Here is a 25128-nt window from a genome sequence, read left to right on the forward strand (position 1 = left end):
CCTCGCCTTCTGGAGCCTCTCGACGAGCCTTGCCGGCCCCGTCTACCCATCATGACGCTCGTGCTCCACGACCGCGCGGATTCTGTCCAGAAATCGCCCGGTCCCGAAGCGGGCCACGTGGGCCGCGAGCGCCTGATCATCCCACGGTGTCCTGGCGGCTTCCTCGATCGCTCGCGCGATCTCCACAGGATCCGGCTGGTCGAAGAAGGTGCCGGTCACGCCGTCCGCGACGGTGTCGAGGTACCCGCCGTCGCGCAGGACGACGGAGGGGGCCCCGAAGGCCCCGGCCTCGAGGGGCGAGAGACCGTAGTCCTCGTAGGACGCGGCGACGAGGGCGGACGTGTTCGTGTAGAGCCAGCGCAGCGTGGCATCGTCGACGCGGCCGAGCAGCCGCACCCGGGGTTCGCCGGCGCCGTCGGGCGTGCCGGTCGCTCCCCCACCCGACGACGGCACGGTGCCCACGGCCTTGGCGAGCCCCTCGAGCCGCGCACGGTCGGGCCCGTCGCCCACCACGACGAGGCGCCGGTCCCCGAGCTCGCGCACCGCACCGATCACGGCGTCGACGTTCTTGTAGGGCAGGAGCCGCGCCACGCACAGCAGGTAGCCGGGGGCGACGCCGTCGACCGGACGCGAGGCGCCGTCGTCGGGCAGGAGCGCCGGGGGCGGGGGCACGACCTCCGCCTCGATGCCATAGGACTCCCGGATCGCGCGCGCGGTGACGGTCGAGTTGGCGAGGTAGCGGTCCGCGCGTCGCGCCGCGCGCTGGTCCCACGCCCTGAGCCCCGGCGCGAGGATTCCGAGCGCTGCGCCGGCGGCGGCGCGGCGCGCCCGGTCGGAGATGCGTGCTCCCTCGTCCCCCGACAGATACCGGTCCCGCTGGTACAGCCACCGGGCAGGGGCGTGGCAGTAGACCACGGTCCGACGGGCACCGCGGTAGCCGTGCGCCCACCCGGTGGAGCTCGCGAGGAGGACGTCGGCGTCGACGCGATGGGTCGCGACCGCAGATGCCAAGAGCGGAAGCGCGAGTCGGTGCGAGCGACGTAGCGCCCCGACCCTGTTGAGGTACGACGTTCGCACGTCGAGCCGCGCGAACTCGGGGAACGTGCCCGCCGGGTCGTAGAGCGTCGTGTAGAGCGGGGCGCCTGGGAAGGCCCGTGCGAGCAGGAGCGCGACCCGCTCGGCTCCGCCACGCTGGGTGGCGTAGTCGTGGGCGAGGGCCACGGCGTCGGTCATCGTTCCTGCTCTGGTCGGCGTCGGCGGTGCTTCATCATGGCACGGAGCCACCGGTGCGCTGAGCACGTTTCACCCGCTCAGGCCCGGGTTCGGGCCCGTGGCCCGGCGGTAGTGTCGTCGCAGTCCTTGCCACCGGGCACCGACGAGACTTCCGCCAGGGGAACCGCATGCCGCGTGCTCTGATCACCGGGATCACCGGCCAGGACGGCTACTACCTCTCGAGGTTCCTCCTCGACAAGGGCTACGAGGTCTACGGCCTCCTGCGCGGGCAGAACAACCCTCGCCGCGCCGAGGTGGAGCGCGACCTGCCCGAGGTCCACGTCCTCACGGGCGACGTCACGGACCCGTCGAGCCTGTGGCACGCCCTGACGATCTCGCGGCCGGACGAGGTCTACAACCTCGCGGCCATCTCCTTCGTCGCGTACTCGTGGGAGAACCCCTACGTCACGACCCAGGTGACGGGCACCGGCGTGCTCAACCTCCTGGAGGCCGTGCGGCAGTTTGCCGGCGACGAACCCGGACGGGTCTCGTTCTACCAAGCGTCCAGCTCGGAGATGTACGGCACCGCGGCGACGGGACGCCAGAGCGAGACAACTCGCCTCGCACCGTGCTCCCCCTACGGCGTCGCGAAGGCCTTCGGGCATCACCTCACGGTGACCTACCGCGAGTCGTACGGGATGCGGGCGGCGTCGGGCATCCTGTTCAACCACGAGTCGCCCCGCCGCGGTGCCGAGTTCGTGACCCGGAAGATCACGCGCGGCGCAGCACGGATCAGCCTGGGGGCGCAGGACACGATCACGCTCGGCAACGTCGATGCCCGTCGCGACTGGGGGTTCGCCGGCGACTATGTCGAGGCCATGTGGCTCATGCTGCAGCAGGAGAGCGTCGACGACTACGTCGTCGCGACGGGCGAGACCCACTCGGTCCGAGAGCTCCTCGACGTCGCCTTCCGACGGGTCGGCATCGCCGACTGGACCCCCTACGTGCGGATCGACCCGGGACTCTTCCGACCCGCCGAGATCGACACGTTCGACGCGGACACGAGCAAGGCCCGCACCCAGCTCGGCTGGAAGCCGCGGGTCACGTTCCGCGAGCTGGTGACGATGATGGTCGACGCCGACCTCGCCGAGCAGAAGCTGCTCGTCGGCCGCTGAGCCCGGCGTCCGTCAGAGGACGGCCCGCCCCACCCCGACGACCTCGTGCAGCCGCCGGGCGAACCGTTCCGTCCCGAAGCTCGCGGCGTGGTCGCGCTGGACCTGCTCGTCCCACGGGTGTTCGAGCGCGGCGCCCAGGGCGTCCGCGAGCAGACCCGCGTCGAGCTCGTCGAAGAACAGGCCCGTCTCCCCCTCACGCACCGAGTCGAGGAACCCGCCGGCCCGCAGCGCGACCGACGGCCTTCCGAAAGCCCCGGCCTCGAGCGGCGACAGCCCGAAGTCCTCGTACGACGCCGCCACGAGCGCCTCCGCGTTCCCGTAGAGCCAGCGCAGCTCGTCGTCGTCGACCCGCCCCAGCACGTGGACGTTGACGTCCGAGGGCCGCGCGGCCATCGCCTCGAGCCGGGCCCGCTCGGGCCCGTCCCCCACGACGACGAGATCACGCGCGCCGAGGCGTTGCGCCGCGTCGATGACCACGTCGACGTTCTTGTAGGGCAGCAGGCGGGCGACGCACAGGAAGAACCCGGGTGCCACGCCGGGCACCGGTCTCGCCGCGCCCCCGGGCATCATCGCGGGCGGCGGGGCGAGCACCTCCGACTCGATCCCGTACACCTCCCGCACGGCGCGCTGCGCGACCGTCGAGCACACGAGGTACGTGTCCGCGTGGTGCGCGGCGCGCGCGTCCCAACGCTTGAGCGCGGGCGCGAGCACGGTCAGGCCCGACGACGCCGCCGCCGACCGCAGCCGCGCCCCCAGCCCTCCGCCGGCGCTCTGCCCGCCGAGGTACCGGTCGCGCTGGTACAACCATCGGGCGGGGATGTAGCAGTAGACGACGGTCCGCCGCGCCCCGCGGTAGCCGTGCGCCCAGCCGCTCGAGCTCGCGAGCAGCACGTCGGCGTCGACGACGCGCTGTGCCGAGACCGCGGGCGCGAGGAACGGGAGCGCGAGCCGGTGGTCGTGCCGCAGCGCGGGGACCCGGTTGAGCGCGCCGACACGCAGGGGCACGTCGGCGAACTCGGGAAACGTCCCGTCGGGGTCGTACAGCGTCGTGTACATCGGCGAGCCGGGGAACGCGTCCGCCATCACCAGCGCGACCCGCTCCGCGCCGCCACGCTGCGTCGCGTAGTCGTGCGCGAGCGCCACCCCGTCGGTCATCCTCAGCCCTTCGTGTGGAACTTGCCCTGTGCTGCGAGCAGCCCCTGGGTGAGGACCATCTCCACGGCGTCGGCAGCGTCGTCGAGCAGGAACGGGAGCTCCTTCTTCTCCGCCGGCGAGAAGTCCTTGAGCACGTAGTCTGCCGGATCCATGCGCCCGGGGGGCCGTCCCACGCCCACTCTCACCCGCACGTAGTCCTTGGTGCCGAGCGCCTTGGTCGTGTCGCGCAGGCCGTTGTGCCCACCCTCGCCGCCGCCGATCTTCAGCTTGAGGTCCCCGAACGGGATGTCCAGCTCGTCGTGGACCATGACGACGTTCTCGGGGGCGACGTCGTAGTACTTCGCGAGCGCGCTCACGGCGCCGCCGGACGTGTTCATGTACGACGTCGGCTTCGCGAGCACGACGCGCGGGCCGGGGGCTCCCCCGGGCAAGGTCCCGAGCCGACCCTCCCCGGCGAGGGCGAGGCCGTGTGAACCCTTGTGCGCGGCGAACGTCGTGCCGACGCGGCGGGCGAGCTCGTCGAGCACCATCTGGCCGACGTTGTGCCGGTTGCCCGCGTACCGGGTCCCGGGGTTTCCGAGCCCGACGACGAGCCAACGGTCCGCCATGCGTCATCCTCCTGGTCGTGGCTCGCCCCGGCGCGGGACGGGCGGGGACGCACGACGGCGCCCGGCCCCTCGCAGGGTACCGGGCGCCGTCGTGGGTGGTGCGGGTGCGGGGAGGCTCAGGCCTCCTCGGTGGCCTCCGCCTCGGCGGCCTCGCCCTCGGCGGCCTCCTCGCCCTCCTCGGGCGCGGCGGCGTGGACCTCGTTGACAGCCACGACGAGCGTCTCCGGGTCGGACAGGAGGCTGGCGCCCTTCGGGAGGGTGACGTCGGCGGCGTGGAGCTTCGCGCCGATCTCGAGACCCTCGATCGAGACCGTGACGGACTCGGGGATGTGCGTGGCCTCGACCTCGAGCTGGAGGTGCGTGGCGTCCTGCAGGTGCGTGGTGCCGGGGGCCGACTCGCCCTCGACGACGACCGGGACCTCGACGGAGATCTTCTCGCCGCGCTTCACGATGATGAGGTCGACGTGCTCGATGACGTCCTTGACCGGGTCGCGCTGGATCTCACGGGCGACCGCGAGCTGCTCCTTGCCCTCGACGTCGAGCTCGAGGAGCGCGTTCGAGTGCTTGAGCGCGAGCATGGTCTCGTGGCCCGGCAGGGCGACGTGGACCGGTGTGGAACCGTGGCCGTAGAGGACGGCGGGGACCTGGCCGGCGCGGCGCAGGCGGCGGGCGGCACCCTTGCCGAACTCGGTGCGGGTCTGGGCGACGAGCTTCGTCTCGGACATGAGGTTCTTCTCTCCAGTGCTGTGCGGGCCGACCGCCAGTGGGGTGCGGACGGCTTCGTCCGGAGGGCGTTGGACCGCGGCGTGCAGAGAGGGCTGCTGCCACGGGCGTCCGACCGGACGGCGGCTGCATCGGCGCGGGACGCATGACGGACGCGCGCGTGCACGCCGCCTGTGTCGATCACGGACGCCGGAGGACCTGGAGCAGTTCCAGGATTCCGATGTTGTGGTGATGACGGGCGGTCTCGCTCTCGCGAGCTGCCGGCCCGTCAGACGTCCCTCGCCGAGGCAACCTGCCTAGCGTACCCGCCGTCCGCCGTCGGACGAAACCCGCCCGGGGGCCTCCGACGTCGGCCACGGCTAGGCTCGCGCCGTGGCCCCTCACGACCGGACCTCCGGCTTCCGCCTCACGGTCCCCGCCCCGCGCCGTGGGGTCCGTGTTGCGGGCAGCGTCGTGGCCGGTGGCATCGCCCTCGGACTGGGTGTCGCGCTCGTCGCAGCCGTGGCGGTGTCCGTCAGCCCGTGGCCGGGCGCCCTCCTGGTGCGCTGGGCCTTCGACCGCGGAGGCGTCCAGACGGACAAGGTCCTGGCCGCATACGCGCCGGCGCCCGACGCGGTGTCCGTGACCTCCGACGTGCGGTACGCACCCGGCCCGGACGGCACGTTCGACGTCTACTACCCCTCCCGTCTCGACGGGACCGCCGACAGGCTCCCGACGGTCGTGTGGTCGCACGGCGGCGGCTGGCTCGCCGGGACGAAGGCGGGTACGGCGACCTGGGCGCGGATACTCGCCGACAAGGGCTACACCGTCGTGGTCCCCGACTACACGCTCGCCCCGGCGGCTCACTACCCCCGGCAGCTCCAGCAGACCCTCGACGCCGTGGCCTTCCTCCACGCCACGCCCCCGGCCCACGTCGACGGCGACCGCCTGTTCCTCGCCGGCGACTCGGCCGGGGCCAGCCTCGTCGCTCAGGCCGCCACCGTGCTCACGCACCCCGCCTACGGCAGGGAGGTGGGCGTGAACCCGGGCGCGACGCCGTCGTCGGCGATCCGGGGGGTCCTCCTGAACTGCGGCCCGTACGACCTCGGGCTCATCGACGGCTCCGAGCCCGGCCTCCTCGGCTGGGGGTCGCGCACGATCGGCTGGTCGTACCTCGGTGAGCGCGACTTCCTCGACGAGCCCCTGACGAAGACGCTGTCCCTCGTCGACCACGTCTACCCCGGCTTCCCGCCGGTGTTCGTCTCCGGGGGGAACGACGACCCGCTGACCGCGGGCGCCAAGGTCTACGCCGAGCGGCTCGCAGCCGCCGGCACCGACGTCGACGCCCTGTTCTTCCCGGGCGACTACGTCGACCCGGCATCAGGTAAGGCGCTCCCCCACGAGTACCAGTTCGACCTGCGCCTCCACGCCGCGCAGACGTCGCTCGACCGCACCCTGGCGTTCCTCGCCCAGCACACCTGACGGTTGCGCAGGGGGAACCGTCGCTCAGTCCGCGAACGCCCAGCGCACGGTGACGGAGGCCTGGACCTCCTGCTGCCCCGGTTCGACGACGAGCGCCGCCGACGCCTTGAGCACCCGCGGCGCCGGTGCCCCGGGACCGCCGTCCTCACGCACGTCGAGCACGTCGCCGAGCGCCTTGCCGGCCAGCCGCGCGTACTGCTCCGCGCGGGCCCGAGCGTCGGCGAACGCGGCCTCGCGCGCCTGCTCGGCGAGCGGGCCGACGTCGGACAAGGCGGTCGTGAGCGACTCCAGCCGCGCCACGGGTCCGGCTGCAGCGAGCGCGTCCCGCACGACGGCGCCCGCCCCGTCCACGTCCCGCAGCACCACGCGCAGGGTCGCCCGGGCGGTGGTGCGACTCGGCGCGTCGTCGGCTCCGCCCGGCGTGGGGCGCTCCGTCCAGGTCGAGGTCTGCGCGGTGCGCACGTTGCCGTCGGGCACGCCCGCCGACGCGAGCGAGGCGCGCAACGCCGCCAGACCCGACGTGGCGCCGTCGAGCGCGGCCTGGACGTCGGGCGCGACGGCCTCCGCCCCGAGCTCGGCCACCACCACGTCGGGGACGCCGCTCGCGCTGCCGCTCCCCGTCACCGTCACGCCGCGGCGGGGGCCGCGGGGTCGGTTGTCGTGCTCACGTCCGTCGGGCCAGGCCATGGTGCCTCCCAGTCAGGAGTCGCTGTTCAGGAGTTGCCGTCGAAGAGCGAGGTGACCGAGCCGTCGTCGAAGACCTCGCGGATCGCGCGCGCGATCACCGGCGCGATCGAGAGGACGGTGAGCTGCCCGAACTGCTTGTCGGCCGTGATCGGCAGCGTGTCCGTCACGACGACCTCGCGCGCGCCGCACTCCGACAGGCGCTGCGCCGCCGGGTCCGACAGCACGCCGTGCGTCGCGGCGACGATGACGCTCTTCGCGCCCGCCGCGAGGACGACCTTCACGGCCTCGGCGATCGTGCCGCCCGTGTCGATGAGGTCGTCGACGAGCACGCAGTCGCGGCCCTCGACGTCGCCGACCACGCGGTTCGCGACCGACTGGTTGGGCCGCGTGATGTCACGCGTCTTGTGGACGAACGCGAGCGGTCCCCCGCCCAGCTTCGCCGCCCACTGCTCGGCGACGCGGATACGGCCGGCGTCGGGCGAGACGACCGTGACGTTGCCGAGGTCCACACGGCCCCGCACGTAGTCCGTGAGGATCGGCATCGCCCACAGGTGGTCGACCGGGCCGTCGAAGAAGCCCTGGGCCTGCGCCGAGTGCAGGTCCACGCTCATGATGCGGTCCGCGCCCGCGGTCTTGAACAGGTCCGCCATGAGACGGGCCGAGATCGGCTCGCGCCCACGGTGCTTCTTGTCCTGGCGCGCGTACCCGTAGAACGGGACGACGACCGTGATGGTGCGCGCCGAAGCCCGCTTCGCGGCGTCGACCATGAGCATCTGCTCCATGATCCACTGGTTGATCGGCGCCGTGTGGCTCTGGAGCAGGAACACGTCCGTGCCGCGCACCGACTCGCCGAACCGCACGTAGATCTCGCCGTTCGCGAAGTCGTACGCCGTCGTCGGGAGCAGGTCGACGCCCAGCTCGCGCGCGACGTCCTTCGCGAGCTCCGGGTGTGCCCGGCCCGACGCCAGGACGAGCGTCTTGGTGTTCTTCTCGCCGGTGAGCAGCGTGGTCATCGGTCGGTCCCCTCGGTACGGGCGGTGCGGATCGTGAACGTGTCGTCCAGCGCCTCCGAGTGGGGCGACGTCGGGCGTGGCTGGTCGGCGGCGTCGGCGTGCTTCGCGAGCTCGCGCAGCGCCTGAGCACCGAGGGCGGGCATGGCGCCCGTGAGCGTCGCGGGCTCGGTGGCCGGCACGACGGCGTCGTCCGAGGAGTCGTCGTCGCCCGTGGGCTCGACGCCCTCGCCGCGGGCTGCGGCGGCGGCCTGCGCAGCCGCGGTGCCCGGACGACGGCGCTCGACCCAGCCGTCGATGTTCCGCTGCGCCCCCGCGCTCACCCCCAGCGCGCCCGCGGGCACGTCCTGGCGGATGACCGAACCGGCACCGGTGTAGGCGCCGTCGCCCACGGTCACCGGCGCGACGAACAGGTTGTCGGCGCCGGTGCGGGCGTGCGAGCCGATCGTCGTGTGGTGCTTGTGGACGCCGTCGTAGTTGACGAAGACCGTGGCCGCGCCGATGTTCGTGCCCTCACCCACCGTCGCGTCACCGACGTACGACAGGTGCGGGACCTTCGAGCCCGCGCCGATGTGCGCGTTCTTCGTCTCGACGAACGTGCCGATCTTGCCCTTCTCGCCGAGCACGCTGCCCGGGCGCAGGTACGCGAACGGGCCGACGTTCGCCCCGGCGCCGATCACCGAGAGCGTCGCGTGCGTGCGCGAGACCACCGCGCCCTCGCCGACCTCCACGTCCGTGAGCGTCGTGTCCGGGCCGATCGTCGCGCCCGCCGAGACGACCGTCGCGCCGTGGAGCTGCGTGCCCGGGAGGATCGTCACGTCCGGGGCCAGGTCGACGTCGACGTCGACCCACGTCGTCGCCGGGTCGACGATCGTGACCCCCGCCCGCATCCAGTCCTCCAGGACGCGGTCGTTGAGGATCCGGCCCAGCGTCGCGAGCTGCACCCGGTCGTTCACGCCCTCGACGGCGTACGGGTCCTCCGAGACGATCGCCCGGACCTGCCCGCCGTCCTCGCGGGCCAGCGCGACGACGTCCGTCAGGTACAGCTCGCCCTGCGCGTTGTGCTGCGTGATGCGGGCGAGGCCCGCGCGCAGGACGCCCGCGTCGAACACGTAGACCGACGTGTTGATCTCCGCGACCTCGAGCTCCTCGGCGCTCGCGTCCCGGTGCTCGACGATCTTCAGCACGTCGCCCGTGCCGTCCTCGCGGACCACCCGGCCGTAGCCCGTCGGGTCGGCCACGACCGTCGTGAGGACCGTGACCGCGTTGCCGTCCGCGACGTGCGACGCCACCAGCTCGCCGAGCGTCCCGGCGTCGAGCAGCGGCAGGTCGCCCGCGACCACCAGGACCGCGCCCTCCAGCCCGTCGCCCAGCACCTGGCCCTCCTGGCCCAGCGGCACGCCGTGCGCCGCGCGGTCGGCGTGGGCTGCGGCGTCGAGCACCGACAGCGCCGACCGCACCGCCGCACCCGTGCCCGGCAGCTCGTCCTGCTCGACGACGAGCACGCCCTCCGCGATCGCTCGCGCGTGCTCCGCGACGCGCTCCGCCTGGTGCCGCACGACGACGGCCGTCCGGCGGGCGTCGAGCTCCCGGGTCGCGGTCAGCACGTGACCCAGCAGGCTCCGACCACCGATCGTGTGCAGCATCTTCGGGGTGCTGGACCGCATCCGCGTGCCCTCGCCCGCCGCGAGGACCACCGCCGCGGCGAGGCGCGGCCTGTCCTGCGGGGTTCCGGAGTCGTCGGTGGTCGGTACGGTCTGGGCCGTCACGTGAGCTCCCGTCGTCGTTCGTCGCGCTCGCTCCGCCCCCAGGGTTCGAACCTGGACCAAGGGCACCAAAAACCCTTGTGCTGCCGATTACACCAAGGCGGACAGCCGGCGGAAGTTCTCTCCGCCGGGCGGGGGCGTGCACAGGTCGCGCGTCCAGCCCTAGTCTGCCAGGTCCGCGTGACCTCTCCGTGACACTGCTCGGTTCGCCGAGTGTGACGCTGCGGTCGCCGAGTGTGACGCTGGCTTCGCCGAGTGTGACGCTGGCTTCGCCGAGTGTGACCGCTCACGCGATGGCGGGCGCCCAACATGCGATCAGCCACCACCGGCGGCGGTCGACCATGCGCGCATCCTCCTTCTCGGCGCCCAACATGCGAGCAACCCCATGCTCGGCGCGAGGGGGCGTCGGCAACCGCATGGTCGAGCATGCCCGCCGACGACGACGCCCCGCACCACCGTCGCCGACGTCACCGTCGGCGAACGCAGCGTCACACTCGGCGAAGCCAGCGTCGGCGGGCGGCCGACACAGGCACAATGGGGCGATGACCCCGGAACCGAAGCGGCCTGCACGCTCCCGCATGACCGCGAGCCAGCGGCGCGAGCAGCTCCTCGCCGTCAGCCGGGGGCTGTTCGCCGAGAAGGGCTTCGACGGGACGAGCGTCGAGGAGATCGCCCAGCGCGCCGAGGTGTCCAAGCCGGTCGTGTACGAGCACTTCGGCGGCAAGGAGGGCGTGTACGCGGTCGTCGTGGACCGCGAGATCCAGGCGCTCACGGCAGCCCTCACCGGCGCGCTGACGTCGCGCGGGCACCCCAAGGTGCTGCTCGAGCGGGCGTCGCTCGCGCTGCTGACCTACATCGAGAACTCCGAGGACGGCTTCCGGATCCTCGTGCGCGACTCCCCCGTGGCCCAGGCGACGGGCACGTTCTCGAGCCTGATCGGCGACGTGGCGACCCAGGTCGCCACGCTCCTGCGCGCCCAGTTCCGCGACCGCGGCCTGGACCCGAGGTACGCGGCGCTGTACGCGCAGATGCTCGTCGGCAGCGTCGCGCTGACCGGGCAGTACTGGCTCGACGCGCGCCGTCCCCCGAAGACGGAGGTCGCTGCGCACCTCGTCAACCTCGCCTGGAACGGCCTCTCGCACCTCGAGCGTCGGCCGGAGCTGCACGAGACTCCCGGCGCCGGCCGCTGAGGCCGTGTGCGGCACGAGGTCCGAGAACGGTCGTCGACGGCGCACGCGTGCCGGGCACGCCCTGACTGTGGAAGCGCTCCCATGTGACGCGCGCCATACGGGTGAGGAATTCGCGCGAAACGTGTGAGAGGGACCTTTTGCTCGCGTCCCAGAGTGACACTTGGACAGATGTCCCAGACAACTGTCCCACTCGGACTCGGAGCACAGAAACAGTGAAGAACCATCCCGCTCACACCACCCCTCACGGGCCTCGCCGCGTCCTCGCGATCGTCGGTGCGGGCGCGCTCGTCCTCGGAGCGTCCACGCTGGTAGGCACCGGCCTCGCCGGCGACGCGAACGCCGCCGAAAGCACGGTCTGCACCGGCTACGACACCGACGGGTTCACGATCTTCGTCCAGCACGACGTGACCCTCGGCAACGACGAGACCGAGGGCTCGCTCGCGCTGGGCGGCGACCTCCGGCTCACCAAGGGCACCAACCTCCTGCACTCCACGGGCCTCACGCCCGCCGGCTACAGCCTTCCCGTCGTCGACGGCGACCCCACCCGCCTGCTCGTCGGCGGCACGCTCGACCTCACGTCCCAAGGCGACCTGCAGGTCACGTCGGCAGGTCGTTCCGACGCGAGCCAGCTCGGTGCGATCAAGTTCGGCGACACCGCGGGCCTCGAGCTGACTTCGCGGGACGGAGTCGACCGCCTCCACGAGGCCGGCGGGAGCATCGACGCCGACCCGTACGTCGACGTGAACGACGCGGCCGACCAGACCTTCGACGGCGACCACGCCGTCACGTACGCCGGCAGCGCCGACGTCGTCACGAGCCGGTTCCCCCGGCTCGTCGCGCAGGGCGAGTCGCTCCGGACCGCGAGCGGAGACGGCGTCGCCCAGGCGACGGTGCACGCGAACGGGTCGGACGGCTCCCTGAGCCTGACCGCGGGCAAGCTCAACGTCCTCACGATCGACGCCTCGACGCTCGGCGCGTTCACCGCCCTCACCTTTGCGGGCGTCACGCCTGGCGACGGCACCGAGCTCGTCGTGAACGTCACGGGTACCGGCGGGACCGTGCGCGTTCCCCCGCTGCGTGGTGCCGACATGCCGGGTCAGCCGGACGCCACCCATCCCAACCCGTGGGCCCCCTACGTCACGTGGAACCTCACGGGTGCGGGCACGACGACCGTGACCGGCGACCTGGTCACCGGCACGATCCTCGCGCCCGACGTCGACCTGACCGTGGACGCGAACAGCCCGGTCGAGGGGCAGATCGTCGCGAAGTCCCTGGTCACCCGGGGCGGCGAGATCCACCAGTACCTCGCGGCGTCGTCGTGCACGACCCCGCCGCCCACGCCGACGGAGACGACGACCACCCCCGCACCGACGCCCACCGACACCACCCCCGCACCGACGCCCACGGACACCACCCCCGCGCCGACCCCGAGCGGGACGACCACGACACCGGCACAGCCGACGACCACACCGGCGCCGTCGTCGACCACGACGAGCCCGGCGCCGGTCGCCCCGGTCACGTCGTCCACCCCGACGACGGAGGTCCTCGCCACCGGCGGCACCGCACCGTCGTCGGGCGGCAGCCTCGCCACCACGGGTGCGTCCGTCGTCGGCCCGCTCGTCGCGGGTGCCGCGCTGGTCGTCGGCGGGCTCGTCCTGCTGCTCGTCCGACGCCGCTCCGCCCGCGGCTGACCCACGCTGCACCGCACGGCCCCGGCCCCGCACGAGCGGGTCCGGGGCTGTCGCGCGTCATGCTCGACATGGTTGCCTCGGGTGTGGTTCGGTGTGTGCCGTGGCGCCGGTAACGCGCCCGCACGGAAAGCCGACGGAGCCTGGAGCGCGATGCCCACCCTCGAGATCGACCACCTCGACAAGGCGTACGGCCCGGTCCGCGCGCTGCGCGACATGACGTTCGACGTCCCGTCGGGTGAGATCTTCGGCTTCGTGGGGTCCAACGGCGCCGGCAAGACGACGACCATGCGGATCGCGCTCGGCGTCCTCGCGCCCGACTCGGGTCAGGTCCGGTGGGACGGTCGCCCGGTCGACCTGGAGGTGCGGCGCCGGATCGGCTACATGCCGGAGGAGCGCGGCCTGTACCCGCGGATGCGCGTCGACGAGCAGCTCGTCTACCTGGCGCGCCTGCACGGCAAGACCCCGGCCGAGGCCAAGGACGCGATGGAGCGTTGGACCGAGATCCTCGGCGTCGCACACCGCCGTACCGACGAGGTGCAGAAGCTCTCGCTCGGCAACCAGCAGCGCGTCCAGCTCGCTGCGGCGCTCGTCCACGACCCGGAGATCCTCGTCCTCGACGAGCCGTTCTCGGGCCTCGACCCCGTCGCCGTCGACGTGATGAGCGGGGTGCTGCGCGAGCGCGCCGAGGCCGGCGTCCCCGTCCTCTTCTCGTCCCACCAGCTCGACCTCGTCGAGCGCCTGTGCGACCGGGTCGGGATCATCAAGGACGGTCAGATGGTCGCGGAGGGCGCCATCGAAGAGCTGCGCTCGGAGGGCCGCCTCCAGTGGTCCGTCGACGGCGCACCCGCGAGCGCCTGGGCGCCGTCGCTGTCCGCCGGCAGCGGGCTGCGGGTCGTGAGCTCGGAGGGGCCGCGCACCGTCGTCGAGCTCGACGGCGTCTCCGCCGCCGCCCGCACGTCCACCGCCGACGACGCAGCCCAGGCCGTCCTGCGCGCCGCGCTGGCCGCGGGGCCCGTCCGCAGCTTCACGCCCGTCCGCCACTCGCTCGTCGAGCTGTACCGCGACGTGGTGTCCACCCCGACCGAGGAGCCGGCAGCATGAGCGCGTCCCCGATCGTCCCGTCGTCGGGCTGGTCCACCGTGCGCCTCGTCGCGGGGCGCGAGCTGACGACGCGGATGCGGTCACGCGCGTACGTCGTCACGACGCTCGTGATGCTGGTCGCGGTGGTCGTGGGCGGGGTGGTGCTGCACCTGGCGCAGGGGTCGTCGTCGGCGAAGGTGGTCGGCCTGACCCCGCAGACGACGTCCCTCACCCAGCCGCTCGAGGCCGCGGCGAAGGCCGCGGACGACGACGTCGAGGTCAAGCCGGTCCCCGACGACGCGGCAGCGAAGGCCGGCGTCGAGGACGGCTCGCTCGACGCGGCGCTCACCGGGGACCCGACCTCGTTCACGGTCGTGGTGAAGAAGGACCTCGACTCGACGAGCGCCGCGGTGCTCACGAGCCTGCGCCAGCAGACGGCGCTCGCCAACGCCATCCAGAAGCTCGGCGGCGACCCGAGCGCGGTGTCGCAGCAGCTCAGCGACGTCCAGCTCGACGTGGCTCCGCTCCAGCCGCAGGCGCAGCGCGACGGCGCGCAGATCGTCGCGGGCTACGTCGCGGGGATCCTGCTGTTCATCACGCTCCAGACGTGCGCGCAGCTCGTCGCGCAGGGCGTGGTCGAGGAGAAGTCGAGCCGGGTCGTCGAGCTGCTCCTCGCGACGGTCCGGCCCTGGCAGCTCATGGCGGGCAAGGTGCTCGGCATCGGTGTGGTGGGCCTGGTGCAGGTCGGGGTGGTGGTGCTCGGCGGGGCGGGGACGGCGGCGGCGCTGGGCCTGGTGAAGGCCAGCGACATCGACCTCGGCGCCACGGCGCTGTGGGCGCTGGTGTGGTTCGTGGTCGGGTTCCTGATGTACTCGCTCGCGCTCGCCGCCCTCGCGGCACTGGTCTCGCGGCAGGAGGACATCGGCTCCGTCACCGCGCCCGTCGTGATGCTCATGATCGTGCCGTACGTCATCGGGATCTCGATCGCGCCGTGGAACCCGGACAGCCCGATCGTCGTGTGGCTCAGCTACCTGCCGTTCTGCGCGCCGCTCGTCATGCCGATCCGGATCGCGCTCGGCACGGTCGAGACGTGGCAGGCGATCGTGTCGGTGCTGATCTCGCTCGCTCTGCTGCCGGCGCTGGTCTGGCTCGCGGGCCGCATCTACTCGAACGCCGTCCTGCGCACGGGCGCGCGCGTGAAGCTCAAGGACGCCCTGCGGGCCGCGTGAGCGCGTCCGGATGACGACGACGCCCGGGCGCGTTGAGCGGACGTGACCCTCTCCCCGACCACGGCGCCCGACCCGCGCGGGCTGGACGACGCCGGGACGGTGGACGTCGCGGTCGTCGGGGCCGGGCAGGCGGGGCTCTCGGCGGCGTGGCACCTCCGACGCCGTGGTTTCGTGGCGCCGTGGGAGCCGGCTGCGGCCGGGCGGCGCACGTTCGTGGTGCTCGACGGCGAGGACGGTCCGGGCGGGGCGTGGCGGCACCGGTGGAAGTCGCTGCGCATGGCGACGGTCAACAAGGTCCACGACCCGCCCGGCATGGCCCTGCCGACCGTCGACCCGGCCGAGCCGTCCCGCGACGCGGTGCCCCGTTACTACGCGGCGTACGAGCGCGAGGCGGACCTCCCGGTGGTGCGTCCGGCGCGGGTGACCCGGGTGGAGTCGTCGCGTCCCGACGACGGCGCCTCGCCCCTGCGCGTCACGCTCGCCGACGGACGGACCCTGCTCGCCCGGACGCTGGTCAACGCGACGGGCACGTGGACCAAGCCGTTCTGGCCGTACTACCCCGGCCAGGAGACCTTCCTGGGCCGTCAGCTCCACACGGCCGACTACGTGCGCGCGGAGGACTTCGCGGGGCAGCACGTGGTCGTCGTCGGGGGCGGGATCAGTGCGGTGCAGCTGCTCGCGGAGATCAGCGAGGTCGCCACGACGACCTGGGTCACGCGGCGCGAACCGGTGTGGCGGGACGACGAGTTCACGCAGCGGGCCGGGCACGACGCGGTCGCGCTCGTCGACGAGCGGGTGCGCGCCGGGCTGCCGCCCGGGTCCGTGGTGAGCGTGACGGGCCTGATCCTCACGCCTGCGCTGCGTGCGGCCGCCGCCCGCGGGGTGCTGGTGCGCCGGCCGATGTTCGACCGGATCACACCTGACGGCGTGGCGTGGGCCGACGGCACCGAGCAGCACGCCGACGCGATCCTGTGGGCGACCGGCTTCCGCGCGGCGCTCGACCACCTCGCCCCGCTGCACCTGCGTGGGCCGGGCGGCGGGATCGTCATGGACGGCACGCGCGTCGTCGGCGAGCCGCGCGTGCAGCTCGTGGGGTACGGGCCGTCGGCGTCGACGATCGGCGCGAACCGCGCGGGCCGCGACGCCGCCCGCGAGGTCTCCCGCTACCTCGACGCCCTCCCCGCCCCCGCGAAGTAGTACGGCCGCCGGCATACCTCGCGAAGTAGTACGGCGGCCGTACTACTTCGCGAGGGTGCGGGTCAGGCGGCCTTGGTGCCCAGGTAGCCGTTCGCGTCGAGCACGAACTTCTGCGCGGCGCCGGAGTCGAACTCGGCGTACCCGCGGGGGGCGTCGTCGAGGCCGATGGTGGTCGCGCCGACGTTCTTCGCGATGTGCACGCGGTCGTGGAGGATCGCCTGCATGAGCCCGTAGTTGTACTTCATGACCGGACACTGGCCGGTCGTGAAGGACAGCGACTTGGCCCAGCCCGTGCCGAGGCTCAGGGACAGCGAGCCCTTCTTCGCGGCCTCGTCGATCCCGCCGGGGTCGCCGGTGACGTAGAGCCCGGGGATGCCGAGCGCGCCGCCCGCGGCCGTGAGGTCCATGAGGTCGTTGAGGACGGTCGCGGGCGCCTCGCTCGCCCCCGCACCGTGCCCCTTGGCCTCGAACCCGACGGCGTCGACGCCGCAGTCCACCTCGGGCACGCCGAGGATCTGCTCGATCTGCTCGATCGGGCCGCCCTTCGTGAGGTCGACGGTCTCGCAGCCGAACGACCGGGCCTGGGCGAGGCGGTCGGCGTTCATGTCCCCGACGATGACGGCGGCCGCGCCGAGCAGCAGCGCGCCCGTCGCCGCGGCGAGGCCCACCGGCCCGGCGCCCGCGACGTACACCGTCGAGCCGACGCCGACGCCCGCCGTCACGACGCCGTGGAAGCCGGTCGGGAAGATGTCCGACAGCATCGCCAGGTCGAGGATCTTCTCCATCGCCCGGTCCTTGTCGGGGAACACGAGCGCGTTGAAGTCGGCGTACGGGACGAGCACGTAGTTCGCCTGCCCGCCGACCCAGCCGCCCATGTCGACGTACCCGTACGCGCTGCCCGGCCGGTCGGGGTTCACGTTGAGGCAGATCCCGGTCTTGCGCTCCTTGCAGTTCTTGCACCGCCCGCAGGCGATGTTGAAGGGCACCGAGACGAGGTCGCCGACCTTGACGAACTCGACGTCGGGCCCGACCTCGACCACCTCGCCGGTGATCTCGTGGCCCAGCACGAGGTTCTGCGGGGCCGTGGTGCGGCCGCGGACCATGTGCTGGTCCGAGCCGCAGATGTTGGTGGCGACCGTCTTGACGATCGCGCCGTGCGGGACCTTGCGGCCCACGTTCGCCGGGTTCACGCCCGGTCCGTCCTTCAGCTCGAAGGTCGGGTAGTCGATGTCGATCACCTCGACCTTGCCGGGGCCTTCGTACGCGACCGCGCGGTTCTTCTCCGCCATCGTCGATCCTCCTCGATCACGACCTCCCGGGGGTCTCCCGGGGTTCCTCCGACGGTACGCGCGAACGGTCGACCTACGCAGGCCGGCGAGCTCGCGGCCCCGTCAAGAGTCTTGACGTCAAGAGACGGGATACGCTCGCCCCATGCCCGCCGCCCAGCATCCCGACGAGGTCGACCGCATCGTCGCCGCGTGGCAGCGCGTGCGCCCGGACCTCGACGTCGAGCCCCTCACCGTCTTCTCGCGCGTGAGCCGGCTGGGCCGCCACCTCGACCTCGCCCGCCGCGGCGCGTTCGCCCGGTCCGGCCTCGAACCGTGGGAGTTCGACGTCCTGTCGGCGCTGCGCCGCGCCGGGGAGCCGTACCGCCTGTCGCCCGGCGCGCTCGTCACCCAGACGCTCGTCACGAGCGGCACCATGACCAACCGCATCGACCGGCTCGAGGAACGCGACCTCGTCCAGCGCCACCGCTCCCCCGACGACCGCCGTGGCGTCCTCGTCGAGCTCACCGAGGTGGGCCTGCGCCGCGTCGACGACGCCATGACGGAGCTGCTCCAGGTCGAGGCCGGCATCCTCGACGTCCTGCCTGCCGCGGACCGGTCGCGCCTCGCCGCCCTGCTGCGCGTCGTCGTCGGCCCGTTCGAGGGCTGAGCATGAGCACCCCGTCCACATCCAGACGTCTGCCCGCGGGCGGCGCGTCCGGCCTGCTGCTCGCGGCCGTCGTGCTGGTCGCGCTCAACCTGCGCACCCCGATCGTCGCCCTCGCACCGGTGACCGGGGACGTCCGCGCCGACCTCGGCCTGTCCGCGGCCGCCGTCGGCGTGCTCACCGGCCTGCCGGTGCTGTGCTTCGCCGTCGCGTCCCCGCTCGCGTCCGCCGCGATCGCACGGCTCGGGATCGAACGGGTCGTGCAGCTCGCGCTCGCCACCATCCTGCTCGGCACGGTCGTCCGCTCGGCCGGGTCGTTCCCCGCGGCGCTCGCGGGGACCGTCCTGATCGGGCTCGCGATCACGGCCGGGAACATCGCGGTACCGCTCGTCGTCGCGCGCGACTTCGCCGCCAACGCGGCGCGGGTCACCGGGCTCTACTCGGCGGCCCTCAACGGCGGAGCGGTGCTCGCGACCGCGTTCACCGCGCCGCTCGCCGACGCCGTCGGGTGGCGGTGGGCGCTCGTCGCGTGGGCGCTGCTCGTCCCCGTCGCCTGGGTGGCCTGGCAGGCCGCGATCCGGCGCCGCGGCGTCGAGCCCACCCCCCGGACGGTGCAGCCCAGCGCCGCCGACGAGGCGCATGCGCTGCGCCGCCCGCTCACCTGGCTGCTCGTCGCCATGTTCGCCGGCCAGTCCTTCGGCTACTACGGCACGACGGCGTGGCTCCCGACGATCCTCCACGACACCCGCGGCCTCGATCCGAGCGCCTCCGGAGGCGCCGCCGCGCTCTTCCAGCTCTTCGGGGCCGTCGGCTCCGTCGCGATCCCGCTCGTGCTGGGGCGGCGGGTCACGCCGCGCGGAGCGTTCTGCGTGATCGCGGTCGCCTGGCTCGCGCTGCCTCTCGGGCTGCTGCTCGCCCCCGGGCTGTGGCCGCTGTGGGCGTCCCTCGCGGGAGCCGCGCAAGGCGCCAACTTCACGGTCATCTTCACGATCGTCGCGGTCCGCTCGACCAGCCTGCGCGAGGCCCGGACCACGTCCACCGCCGTGCAGACGTTCGGGTACGTCATCGGCGCGCTCGCACCGTCGGTCATGGGGGCCGTCCACACCGCGTCCGACGGCTGGACCGCACCCCTGGTCCTGCTGCTCGTCGTCGTCGCGGTCATGGTCGCCGCGGGCCTGCTGGCGACCGCGCCGCACACGCCCGACGCCCGGCCGACATCTGGCTAGACTCGGTCCGTCGAGGCGGGCCGGGCCCGCCGGCGCCCTCAAAAGGGGTGCGCGCGGGCGCGGTGCGCCCCGGGACACATACGGCAGCACATCCGTCAGTGTCACCGTGAGGTCCCCGTGCCCGCAGCCACCACCGTCTCCGCCCACGTCGCCCGCACCCTCTCCCGCCACGTCGACCACGTGTTCGGCGTCATGGGCAACGGCAACGCCTGGTTCCTCGACGCGCTCGAGCGCGAGACCTCCGTCCCCTTCTCCGCCGTCCGCCACGAGTCGGGGGCCGTCGTCGCCGCCGACGCGTACTTCCGCGCGTCGGGCCGGACCGCCGCCGCGACCGCCACGTACGGCGCCGGGTTCACCAACACGCTCACCGCGCTCGCGGAGGCCGCCCAGGCGCGCGTGCCGCTCGTGCTGCTCACGGGCGACGAGCCGACGTCGGGACCGCGCCCGTGGGACGTCGACCAGATCGCGCTCGCCGCGGCCGTCGGCGCCCGCACGTACACCGTGGGCCGCGCCGACGCGGCCGCGACCACCGTCATCGCGATCGAGCACTCGCTCGCCTACCGGGTGCCTGTCGTGCTCGCGATCCCCTACGACGTCGCCGCCCTCGATGCCGGGCCGCTCCCCGAGCCGCCCGCGCCCGTGCTGCCCGGGCCCCTCGCTCCGGCGGGCCCCTTCGACGCCGCGGCGATCGAGGAGGTGGCGCGCCTCCTCGCGGGCGCCGAGCGCCCGCTCCTGCTCGCAGGCCGGGGCGCCTGGCTCGCGGGCGCCGGGGCGGCCCTCGGCGAGCTCGCGGAGGCGACCGGCGCCCTCACCGTCAGCACCGCGCTGGGCCGCGGCGTCTTCCCCGACGGCCGCTACGACCTCGGCGTCGCCGGCGGGTTCGGGGCCGACGGCGCGATGGCGCTCGTCCGCGAGGCCGACGTCGCGCTCGTCGTCGGGGCGTCGCTGGGCCAGTTCACGATGCGGTTCGGCGAGCTGTTCGCGCCGGGCACGCGCGTCGTCCAGGTCGACACGGCGCCCTCGGCGACGCATCGGCACGTCGGCACGTTCGTGCGCGGGGACGCCGGGGTCGTGGCGCGCACCCTCGTCGACGCCTTGCGCGCCGCCGACGCCGAGCCGTCCGGCTGGCGCGAGACCGTCGACGTCGACGGCGCCCGCTGGTACGCCACCGGTCCCGTCGACGGGATCGCCGCCGACGGCCGCCTCGACCCGCGGACCGTCGCGCACCGCCTCGCCGCGCTCCTGCCCGAGGACCGGGTCGTCGTGTCCGACGGGGGCCACTTCATCGGCTGGGCCAACATGTACTGGCCCGTCGCCTCGCCCGACCGGATGCTCATGGTCGGCACGGCCTACCAGTCCATCGGCCTCGGGTTCCCGAGCGTCGCGGGGGCGGCCGCGGCCCGGCCGGGCTCCGCCGTCGTCCTCACCACCGGCGACGGCGGCGGGCTCATGGCCCTCGCCGACCTCGAGACCGCGGTCCGCACCGCGGGCGGCCGGGGGCTGGCCGTCGTCTGGAACGACGCGGCGTACGGGGCCGAGGTGCACGTGTACGGGCGCCAGGGCCTCACCGACGGGCCCATGCGCATCCCGGAGGCCGACTTCGCGGCGCTCGCCGGCGCCGTCGGTGCGGAGGGCGTCGTCGTGCGGGCCCTGGCCGACCTCGACCGGGTGGCGACGTGGCGCGACGAGGCGGTGGACGACCGCCGGTTCCTGCTGCTCGACTGCCGGGTGTCACCGGGCGTCGTCGCGCCCTACCAGGAGGAGATCCTGCGGGCGAACCGCCGCCACTGACGCGCGTCGCCCGGGCCCGCGTCACAGCCGACCGCTAGGTTGGGCAGCACCGTCGTACGCAGGAGGACGCATGGCCGAGCCGCGCTGGCTCACCGCCGACCAGATGCGCAGCTGGCTGCGCCTGCAGGCCGTGGTCGAGCTGCTGCCGGGGGTCCTGGACCAGCAGCTCCAGCGCGACGCGCAGCTCACCCACTACGAGTACCTGGTGCTGGCGATCCTGTCCGACGCACCCGAGCGGTCGTTGCGGATGTCCGACCTCGCGCGCCGCACGAACGCGACCCTCCCCCGGCTGTCGCACGTGGTGCGACGCCTCGAGGACCGCGGTTTCGTGCAGCGCGCGCCGGTCCCCGACGACGGCCGGGTGACCATCGCGTCGCTGACCGACGCGGGCTGGGCCAAGGTCGTGGCGTCCGCGCCGGGACACGCGCGCACGGTCCTCGAGCACGTCTACGACCGGCTCGACGAGGAGGACGTCGCCGACCTCAACCGGGTGCTCGCGAAGGTGGTGCGCGGCATCGACCCCGGCGACCGGTTCGGTGCGCTCGCCGACGACCACCCCGCGATCCACGACGACGGCACGGTCAGCCGCTGACGTCCCGTTGTGCGAACGGGCCGCACGCTGGTAGGCCTGGGGTATGGACGACGACGCTCCCCTCTCCCCCCGGGTCGCCTCGTGAACCGGGTCACCGCGCGGCGGAGGGTCAGCCGGATCCGCTTCGACACCGCTGAGACGCCGAGCGTCTCGGTCCGCGAGGACGTGCTCGCCGTCGAGGAGCCGCTCGAGATCCGCGTCGGCGGACGCTCGTACGCGGTCACGATGCGGACCCCGGGCCACGACGTCGAGCTCGCCGCGGGCTTCCTCGTCTCCGAGGGGATCGTCACGCGGGGCGAGCACCTGGCGGCAGCCCGCTACTGCGCAGGCGCGACGGCGACGAGCCCCGCGGGCACGCCCGAGAACACGTACAACGTGCTCGACGTCGGCCTCGCGCCCGGCGTGCGTCCGCCCGACCCGGCGCAGGCCCGCGAGTTCTTCACCTCCAGCTCGTGCGGACTGTGCGGCAAGGCCTCCGTCGACGCCGTCCGCACCCGGTCGGCCTTCACCGTCGCCGACGACCCGCTCGCGCTCGCCCCGGAGCTCCTCGCCACGTTCCCCGACCGGCTGCGCGCCGCCCAGGCGATCTTCGAGCGCACAGGCGGACTGCACGCCGCGGGCCTATTCGACGGGCGCACGGGCGAGCTGCTCGTCGCCCGCGAGGACGTCGGCCGCCACAACGCCGTGGACAAGGTCGTCGGGTGGGCGCTCCAGCACGACCTGCTGCCCCTGCGCGGGACCGTGCTCATGGTGTCGGGGCGCGCGAGCTTCGAGCTCACGCAGAAGGCCCTCATGGCGGGGATCCCGGTGCTCGCCGCGGTGTCGGCGCCGTCGTCGCTCGCGGTCGAGCTCGCCGACGACGGCGGCCTCACGCTCGTGGGCTTCCTCCGGGGCGCCTCCATGGTGGTCTACGCCGGGGCGGGGCGGTTGCGGAGCGAGAACCGGGACGGTGCCGACGGGGCGAGCGCCGTCGTCGGGCAGGACGGAAGCACGGGCGCGACGAGCAAGGCGGGTGCGGCATGAGCGTGGACCAGGGCCAGGGCGGGCTCCCTGCGGGGACCCCGAAGCACGACGTCGGAGCGGACGACGACGGCCTCGAGGTCGGCCCGCCCAAGACGTGGGCGGCGGGGGTCCCGGGCATCCTGCACGCGCTCGACCCGTCCCTCAAGGGGATGGGACCGACGCGGACCGCCAAGCTGCTGCTCCGCATGAACCACAAGCACGGCTTCGACTGCATGAGCTGCGCCTGGCCCGACCCGGACCGCCGCAAGCCGGCCGAGTTCTGCGAGAACGGCGCCAAGGCCGTCAACTGGGAGGCCACGCCGCTCACCGTCGACCCGGGTTTCTGGGGCCAGCACAGCGTGACCGAGCTCGCCCGGCAGTCCGAGTACTGGCTGGGGCAGCAGGGCCGCCTCGTCGATCCGGTGTACAAGGCGGCGGACTCCGACCACTACGCGCCCGTCTCGTGGGAGCACGCGTTCCGGATCCTCGGCGGACACCTCGCCGACCTCGACTCACCCGACGAGGCCTCGTTCTACACGAGCGGGCGCACGTCCAACGAGGCGGCGTTCGCGTACCAGCTCTTCGCGCGGACCTTCGGCACCAACAACCTGCCCGACTGCTCGAACATGTGCCACGAGTCCACGGGCGCCGCGCTCGGGGAGACGATCGGCGTCGGCAAGGCGACCGTCCTCTACGACGACTTCCCCCAGGCCGACCTCATCATCATCATGGGCCAGAACCCCGGCACCAACCACCCGCGCATGCTGACCGCGCTCGAGGAGGCCAAGCGCGCCGGGGCCAGCATCGTCGCCGTCAACCCGCTGCCCGAGGCCGGCCTGCTGCGGTACAAGAACCCGCAGACGCCGCGTGGGATCGTCGGGCGCGGGACGGCGCTCGCCGACCAGTTCGTGCAGGTGCGGCTCGGCGGCGACATGGCGCTCCTGCAGGCCGTGAGCAAGCGGGTGCTCGACGCCGAGGCGCGGCACCCGGGCGACGTGCTCGACCACGACTTCCTCGACCGGTACACGACAGGGCTCGACGAGCTCGCCGCGTCGCTCGCCGACCTCGACGAGGCCGAGGTGCTCGCCGCGACGGGCGTCACGAGCGCCGAGATCGACGAGCTCGCCGACCGCTACCTCACGGCGCAGCGCGTGATCATCACGTGGGCGATGGGCCTGACCCAGCACAAGAAGGCGGTGGCGACCCTCAAGGAGGTCGTCAACCTCCTGCTCCTGCGCGGGAACATCGGGCGGCCGGGGGCGGGCGCCTCGCCGATCCGCGGGCACTCCAACGTGCAGGGCGACCGGACGATGGGGATCTGGGAGCAGATGCCCGACGCGTTCCTCGACGCGCTCGACGGCGAGTTCGGCATCTCGGTGCCGCGCGCGCACGGGCTCGACGCCGTCGGGACCATCGACGCGATGCGCCAGGGCAGGATCCGGACGTTCGTGTCGCTGGGCGGCAACCTCGTCGCGGCCGTGAGCGACACGGGCGCGGCCGAGGAGGGGATCGCCCGGTGCGACCTCAGCGTCCAGGTCTCCACCAAGCTCAACCGCTCCCACACCGTCACGGGCCGTGAGGCGCTGATCCTCCCGTGCCTCGGGCGTACGGAGATCGACCGGCAGGTGTCCGGGGAGCAGTTCGTCTCCGTCGAGGACACGGTCTCCGCCGTGCACGCGTCCCGGGGCGCCGTCGAGCCCGTCGGCACGAACCTCCTGTCCGAGGTGGCGATCGTCGCGCGGATCGCCCGCGCCGTCGCCGACGCCCGGCGCGAGCGCGGCGCCGACGCCCACGACCTCGACGCCGTCGACTGGGCGGCCTTCGAACGCGACTACGACGTGGTCCGCGACCACATCGCCGCGGTCGTGCCCGGCTGCGACGACTACAACGCGAAGATCCGTCAGGAGAGCGGGTTCGTGCTGCCGCACGGTCCGCGTGACTCCCGCACCTTCCCCACCTCCGACGGCAAGGCCCACCTGACCGTCAACGCGCTCGAGCACGTGGCGTGCCCGCCCGGCCGGCTCCTGCTGCAGACCGTCCGCGCGCACGACCAGTTCAACACCACCATCTACTCCCGCAACGACCGGTACCGCGGCATCAAGGGCGGGCGCGACGTGGTCTTCGTCAACCCCGACGACGTCGCCGAGCTCGGGCTGCACGACGGCCAGCAGGTCGACGTGCACAGCGAGTACGAGGACGGCGTCGACCGGGTCCTGCCCGACGTGCGCGTCGTCGCGTACCCGACGGCGCGCGGGTGCGCGGCCGCGTACTTCCCCGAGGCGAACGTGCTGGTCCCGCTGGGCGCCGTCGCGGAGAAGAGCAACACCCCGATCTCCAAGGCGGTCGTGGTCCGCCTGGAACCGGTCGAGGTCCCCGCCCCGATCTGACGCTCGCCGGTTAC

At 73.5% G+C, this 25128-nt stretch carries 21 protein-coding genes and 1 tRNA gene; 13 read left to right on the forward strand and 9 right to left on the reverse strand.

The window, feature by feature from the left end; all coding sequences use genetic code 11:
* Positions 1 to 42 precede the first annotated feature (42 nt).
* On the reverse strand, positions 43 to 1233 hold the full coding sequence (locus KDY119_RS13970; protein WP_153022444.1) for a glycosyltransferase: 1191 nt from the start codon (positions 1231 to 1233) through the stop codon (positions 43 to 45).
* A 167-nt stretch (positions 1234 to 1400) separates the two neighbouring features.
* Between KDY119_RS13970 and KDY119_RS13975 the strand changes: the two genes are divergently transcribed.
* A complete protein-coding gene (locus KDY119_RS13975) occupies positions 1401 to 2387 on the forward strand; it encodes a GDP-mannose 4,6-dehydratase (RefSeq protein WP_036947064.1) in 987 nt (328 codons plus the stop codon).
* A 12-nt stretch (positions 2388 to 2399) separates the two neighbouring features.
* Here the strand turns inward: KDY119_RS13975 and KDY119_RS13980 are convergent, their stop codons facing one another.
* The 3 genes from KDY119_RS13980 to KDY119_RS13990 all read right to left on the reverse strand — a co-directional run bounded on the left by KDY119_RS13980 (position 2400) and on the right by KDY119_RS13990 (position 4875).
* On the reverse strand, positions 2400 to 3542 hold the full coding sequence (locus KDY119_RS13980) for a glycosyltransferase (protein ID WP_036947066.1): 1143 nt from the start codon (positions 3540 to 3542) through the stop codon (positions 2400 to 2402).
* Positions 3543 to 3544: 2 nt separating this feature from the next.
* Positions 3545 to 4150, reverse strand: coding sequence for an aminoacyl-tRNA hydrolase (gene pth / locus KDY119_RS13985; RefSeq protein WP_036947069.1), 606 nt, complete (start codon positions 4148 to 4150; stop codon positions 3545 to 3547).
* Between the two features lie 116 nt (positions 4151 to 4266).
* Entirely contained in the window at positions 4267 to 4875 is a 609-nt protein-coding gene (locus KDY119_RS13990) for a 50S ribosomal protein L25/general stress protein Ctc (RefSeq protein ID WP_036947072.1), read from the reverse strand.
* 370 nt (positions 4876 to 5245) lie between these two features.
* Here KDY119_RS13990 and KDY119_RS13995 point away from each other — a divergent pair, with 370 nt between their 5' ends.
* Positions 5246 to 6334: an alpha/beta hydrolase gene (locus KDY119_RS13995; RefSeq protein WP_051136247.1), complete on the forward strand. Its 1089-nt coding sequence runs from the start codon at positions 5246 to 5248 to the stop codon at positions 6332 to 6334.
* Positions 6335 to 6358: 24 nt separating this feature from the next.
* On the opposite strand, the gene KDY119_RS14000 is transcribed toward KDY119_RS13995, so the two are convergent.
* From KDY119_RS14000 to KDY119_RS14015, 4 genes are all read right to left on the reverse strand, one after another.
* Positions 6359 to 7021: an SIMPL domain-containing protein gene (locus tag KDY119_RS14000; RefSeq protein WP_153022445.1), complete on the reverse strand. Its 663-nt coding sequence runs from the start codon at positions 7019 to 7021 to the stop codon at positions 6359 to 6361.
* Positions 7022 to 7047: 26 nt separating this feature from the next.
* Positions 7048 to 8034, reverse strand: a complete 987-nt coding sequence (locus tag KDY119_RS14005; protein WP_083890737.1) for a ribose-phosphate diphosphokinase — start codon at positions 8032 to 8034, stop codon at positions 7048 to 7050.
* On the reverse strand, positions 8031 to 9698 hold the full coding sequence (gene glmU, locus KDY119_RS14010; protein WP_153022751.1) for a bifunctional UDP-N-acetylglucosamine diphosphorylase/glucosamine-1-phosphate N-acetyltransferase GlmU: 1668 nt from the start codon (positions 9696 to 9698) through the stop codon (positions 8031 to 8033). The genes KDY119_RS14005 and glmU overlap by 4 nt, the downstream gene beginning before the upstream one ends.
* A gap of 132 nt (positions 9699 to 9830) precedes the next feature.
* Positions 9831 to 9902 (reverse strand) — tRNA-Gln (locus tag KDY119_RS14015).
* A gap of 473 nt (positions 9903 to 10375) precedes the next feature.
* Between KDY119_RS14015 and KDY119_RS14020 the strand changes: the two genes are divergently transcribed.
* The 5 genes from KDY119_RS14020 (at position 10376) to KDY119_RS14040 (ending at position 16184) form a co-directional block, all read left to right on the forward strand.
* Positions 10376 to 10987, forward strand: coding sequence for a TetR/AcrR family transcriptional regulator (locus tag KDY119_RS14020; protein ID WP_153022752.1), 612 nt, complete (start codon positions 10376 to 10378; stop codon positions 10985 to 10987).
* Between the two features lie 212 nt (positions 10988 to 11199).
* Entirely contained in the window at positions 11200 to 12678 is a 1479-nt protein-coding gene (locus KDY119_RS14025; RefSeq protein WP_036947080.1) for a collagen-binding domain-containing protein, read from the forward strand.
* A gap of 150 nt (positions 12679 to 12828) precedes the next feature.
* Complete coding sequence (locus KDY119_RS14030; RefSeq protein ID WP_153022446.1) at positions 12829 to 13779, forward strand: ABC transporter ATP-binding protein; 951 nt, start codon at positions 12829 to 12831, stop codon at positions 13777 to 13779.
* Positions 13776 to 14987, forward strand: a complete 1212-nt coding sequence (locus KDY119_RS14035; protein ID WP_036947089.1) for an ABC transporter permease — start codon at positions 13776 to 13778, stop codon at positions 14985 to 14987. The genes KDY119_RS14030 and KDY119_RS14035 overlap by 4 nt, the downstream gene beginning before the upstream one ends.
* 42 nt (positions 14988 to 15029) lie before the next feature.
* The gene (locus tag KDY119_RS14040; protein ID WP_227994353.1) at positions 15030 to 16184 is read left to right on the forward strand and encodes an FAD-dependent oxidoreductase; all 1155 of its coding nucleotides are present in this window, start codon (positions 15030 to 15032) and stop codon (positions 16182 to 16184) included.
* A gap of 62 nt (positions 16185 to 16246) precedes the next feature.
* Here KDY119_RS14040 and fdhA read toward each other — a convergent pair whose 3' ends face one another.
* Positions 16247 to 17473 carry a formaldehyde dehydrogenase, glutathione-independent gene (gene fdhA, locus KDY119_RS14045; RefSeq protein ID WP_036947091.1) on the reverse strand — a complete coding sequence of 409 codons (1227 nt, stop codon included), beginning with the start codon at positions 17471 to 17473 and terminating at the stop codon, positions 16247 to 16249.
* Between the two features lie 142 nt (positions 17474 to 17615).
* Between fdhA and KDY119_RS14050 the strand changes: the two genes are divergently transcribed.
* From KDY119_RS14050 to KDY119_RS14075, 6 genes are all read left to right on the forward strand, one after another.
* Entirely contained in the window at positions 17616 to 18119 is a 504-nt protein-coding gene (locus tag KDY119_RS14050; RefSeq protein ID WP_153022447.1) for a MarR family winged helix-turn-helix transcriptional regulator, read from the forward strand.
* A gap of 2 nt (positions 18120 to 18121) precedes the next feature.
* The gene (locus tag KDY119_RS14055) at positions 18122 to 19342 is read left to right on the forward strand and encodes an MFS transporter (RefSeq protein ID WP_153022448.1); all 1221 of its coding nucleotides are present in this window, start codon (positions 18122 to 18124) and stop codon (positions 19340 to 19342) included.
* Positions 19343 to 19459: 117 nt separating this feature from the next.
* The gene (locus KDY119_RS14060; protein ID WP_227994354.1) at positions 19460 to 21133 is read left to right on the forward strand and encodes a thiamine pyrophosphate-binding protein; all 1674 of its coding nucleotides are present in this window, start codon (positions 19460 to 19462) and stop codon (positions 21131 to 21133) included.
* Positions 21134 to 21203: 70 nt separating this feature from the next.
* A complete protein-coding gene (locus KDY119_RS14065) occupies positions 21204 to 21725 on the forward strand; it encodes a MarR family winged helix-turn-helix transcriptional regulator (RefSeq protein ID WP_036947100.1) in 522 nt (173 codons plus the stop codon).
* A gap of 81 nt (positions 21726 to 21806) precedes the next feature.
* On the forward strand, positions 21807 to 22748 hold the full coding sequence (gene fdhD, locus KDY119_RS14070) for a formate dehydrogenase accessory sulfurtransferase FdhD (RefSeq protein WP_051136249.1): 942 nt from the start codon (positions 21807 to 21809) through the stop codon (positions 22746 to 22748).
* Positions 22745 to 25114: an FdhF/YdeP family oxidoreductase gene (locus tag KDY119_RS14075; protein ID WP_036947103.1), complete on the forward strand. Its 2370-nt coding sequence runs from the start codon at positions 22745 to 22747 to the stop codon at positions 25112 to 25114. Before fdhD ends, KDY119_RS14075 begins: the two co-directional genes overlap by 4 nt.
* The last annotated feature ends 14 nt before the right edge of the window (positions 25115 to 25128 follow it).

The organism is Luteimicrobium xylanilyticum (assembly GCF_009429125.1).
In the GTDB taxonomy this organism is placed as follows: domain Bacteria; phylum Actinomycetota; class Actinomycetes; order Actinomycetales; family Cellulomonadaceae; genus Luteimicrobium; species Luteimicrobium xylanilyticum.

Coding starts and splice junctions, on each gene's coding strand:
- KDY119_RS13970 (WP_153022444.1), bottom strand. CDS start 1,233: ATGACCGACGCCGTGGCCCTCGCCCACGACTACGCCACCCAGCGTGGC.
- KDY119_RS13975 (WP_036947064.1), top strand. CDS start 1,401: ATGCCGCGTGCTCTGATCACCGGGATCACCGGCCAGGACGGCTACTAC.
- KDY119_RS13980 (WP_036947066.1), bottom strand. CDS start 3,542: ATGACCGACGGGGTGGCGCTCGCGCACGACTACGCGACGCAGCGTGGC.
- pth (WP_036947069.1), bottom strand. CDS start 4,150: ATGGCGGACCGTTGGCTCGTCGTCGGGCTCGGAAACCCCGGGACCCGG.
- KDY119_RS13990 (WP_036947072.1), bottom strand. CDS start 4,875: ATGTCCGAGACGAAGCTCGTCGCCCAGACCCGCACCGAGTTCGGCAAG.
- KDY119_RS14000 (WP_153022445.1), bottom strand. CDS start 7,021: ATGGCCTGGCCCGACGGACGTGAGCACGACAACCGACCCCGCGGCCCC.
- KDY119_RS14005 (WP_083890737.1), bottom strand. CDS start 8,034: ATGACCACGCTGCTCACCGGCGAGAAGAACACCAAGACGCTCGTCCTG.
- glmU (WP_153022751.1), bottom strand. CDS start 9,698: ATGCGGTCCAGCACCCCGAAGATGCTGCACACGATCGGTGGTCGGAGC.
- KDY119_RS14020 (WP_153022752.1), top strand. CDS start 10,376: ATGACCGCGAGCCAGCGGCGCGAGCAGCTCCTCGCCGTCAGCCGGGGG.
- KDY119_RS14030 (WP_153022446.1), top strand. CDS start 12,829: ATGCCCACCCTCGAGATCGACCACCTCGACAAGGCGTACGGCCCGGTC.
- KDY119_RS14035 (WP_036947089.1), top strand. CDS start 13,776: ATGAGCGCGTCCCCGATCGTCCCGTCGTCGGGCTGGTCCACCGTGCGC.
- fdhA (WP_036947091.1), bottom strand. CDS start 17,473: ATGGCGGAGAAGAACCGCGCGGTCGCGTACGAAGGCCCCGGCAAGGTC.
- KDY119_RS14050 (WP_153022447.1), top strand. CDS start 17,616: ATGCCCGCCGCCCAGCATCCCGACGAGGTCGACCGCATCGTCGCCGCG.
- KDY119_RS14055 (WP_153022448.1), top strand. CDS start 18,122: ATGAGCACCCCGTCCACATCCAGACGTCTGCCCGCGGGCGGCGCGTCC.
- KDY119_RS14065 (WP_036947100.1), top strand. CDS start 21,204: ATGGCCGAGCCGCGCTGGCTCACCGCCGACCAGATGCGCAGCTGGCTG.
- KDY119_RS14075 (WP_036947103.1), top strand. CDS start 22,745: ATGAGCGTGGACCAGGGCCAGGGCGGGCTCCCTGCGGGGACCCCGAAG.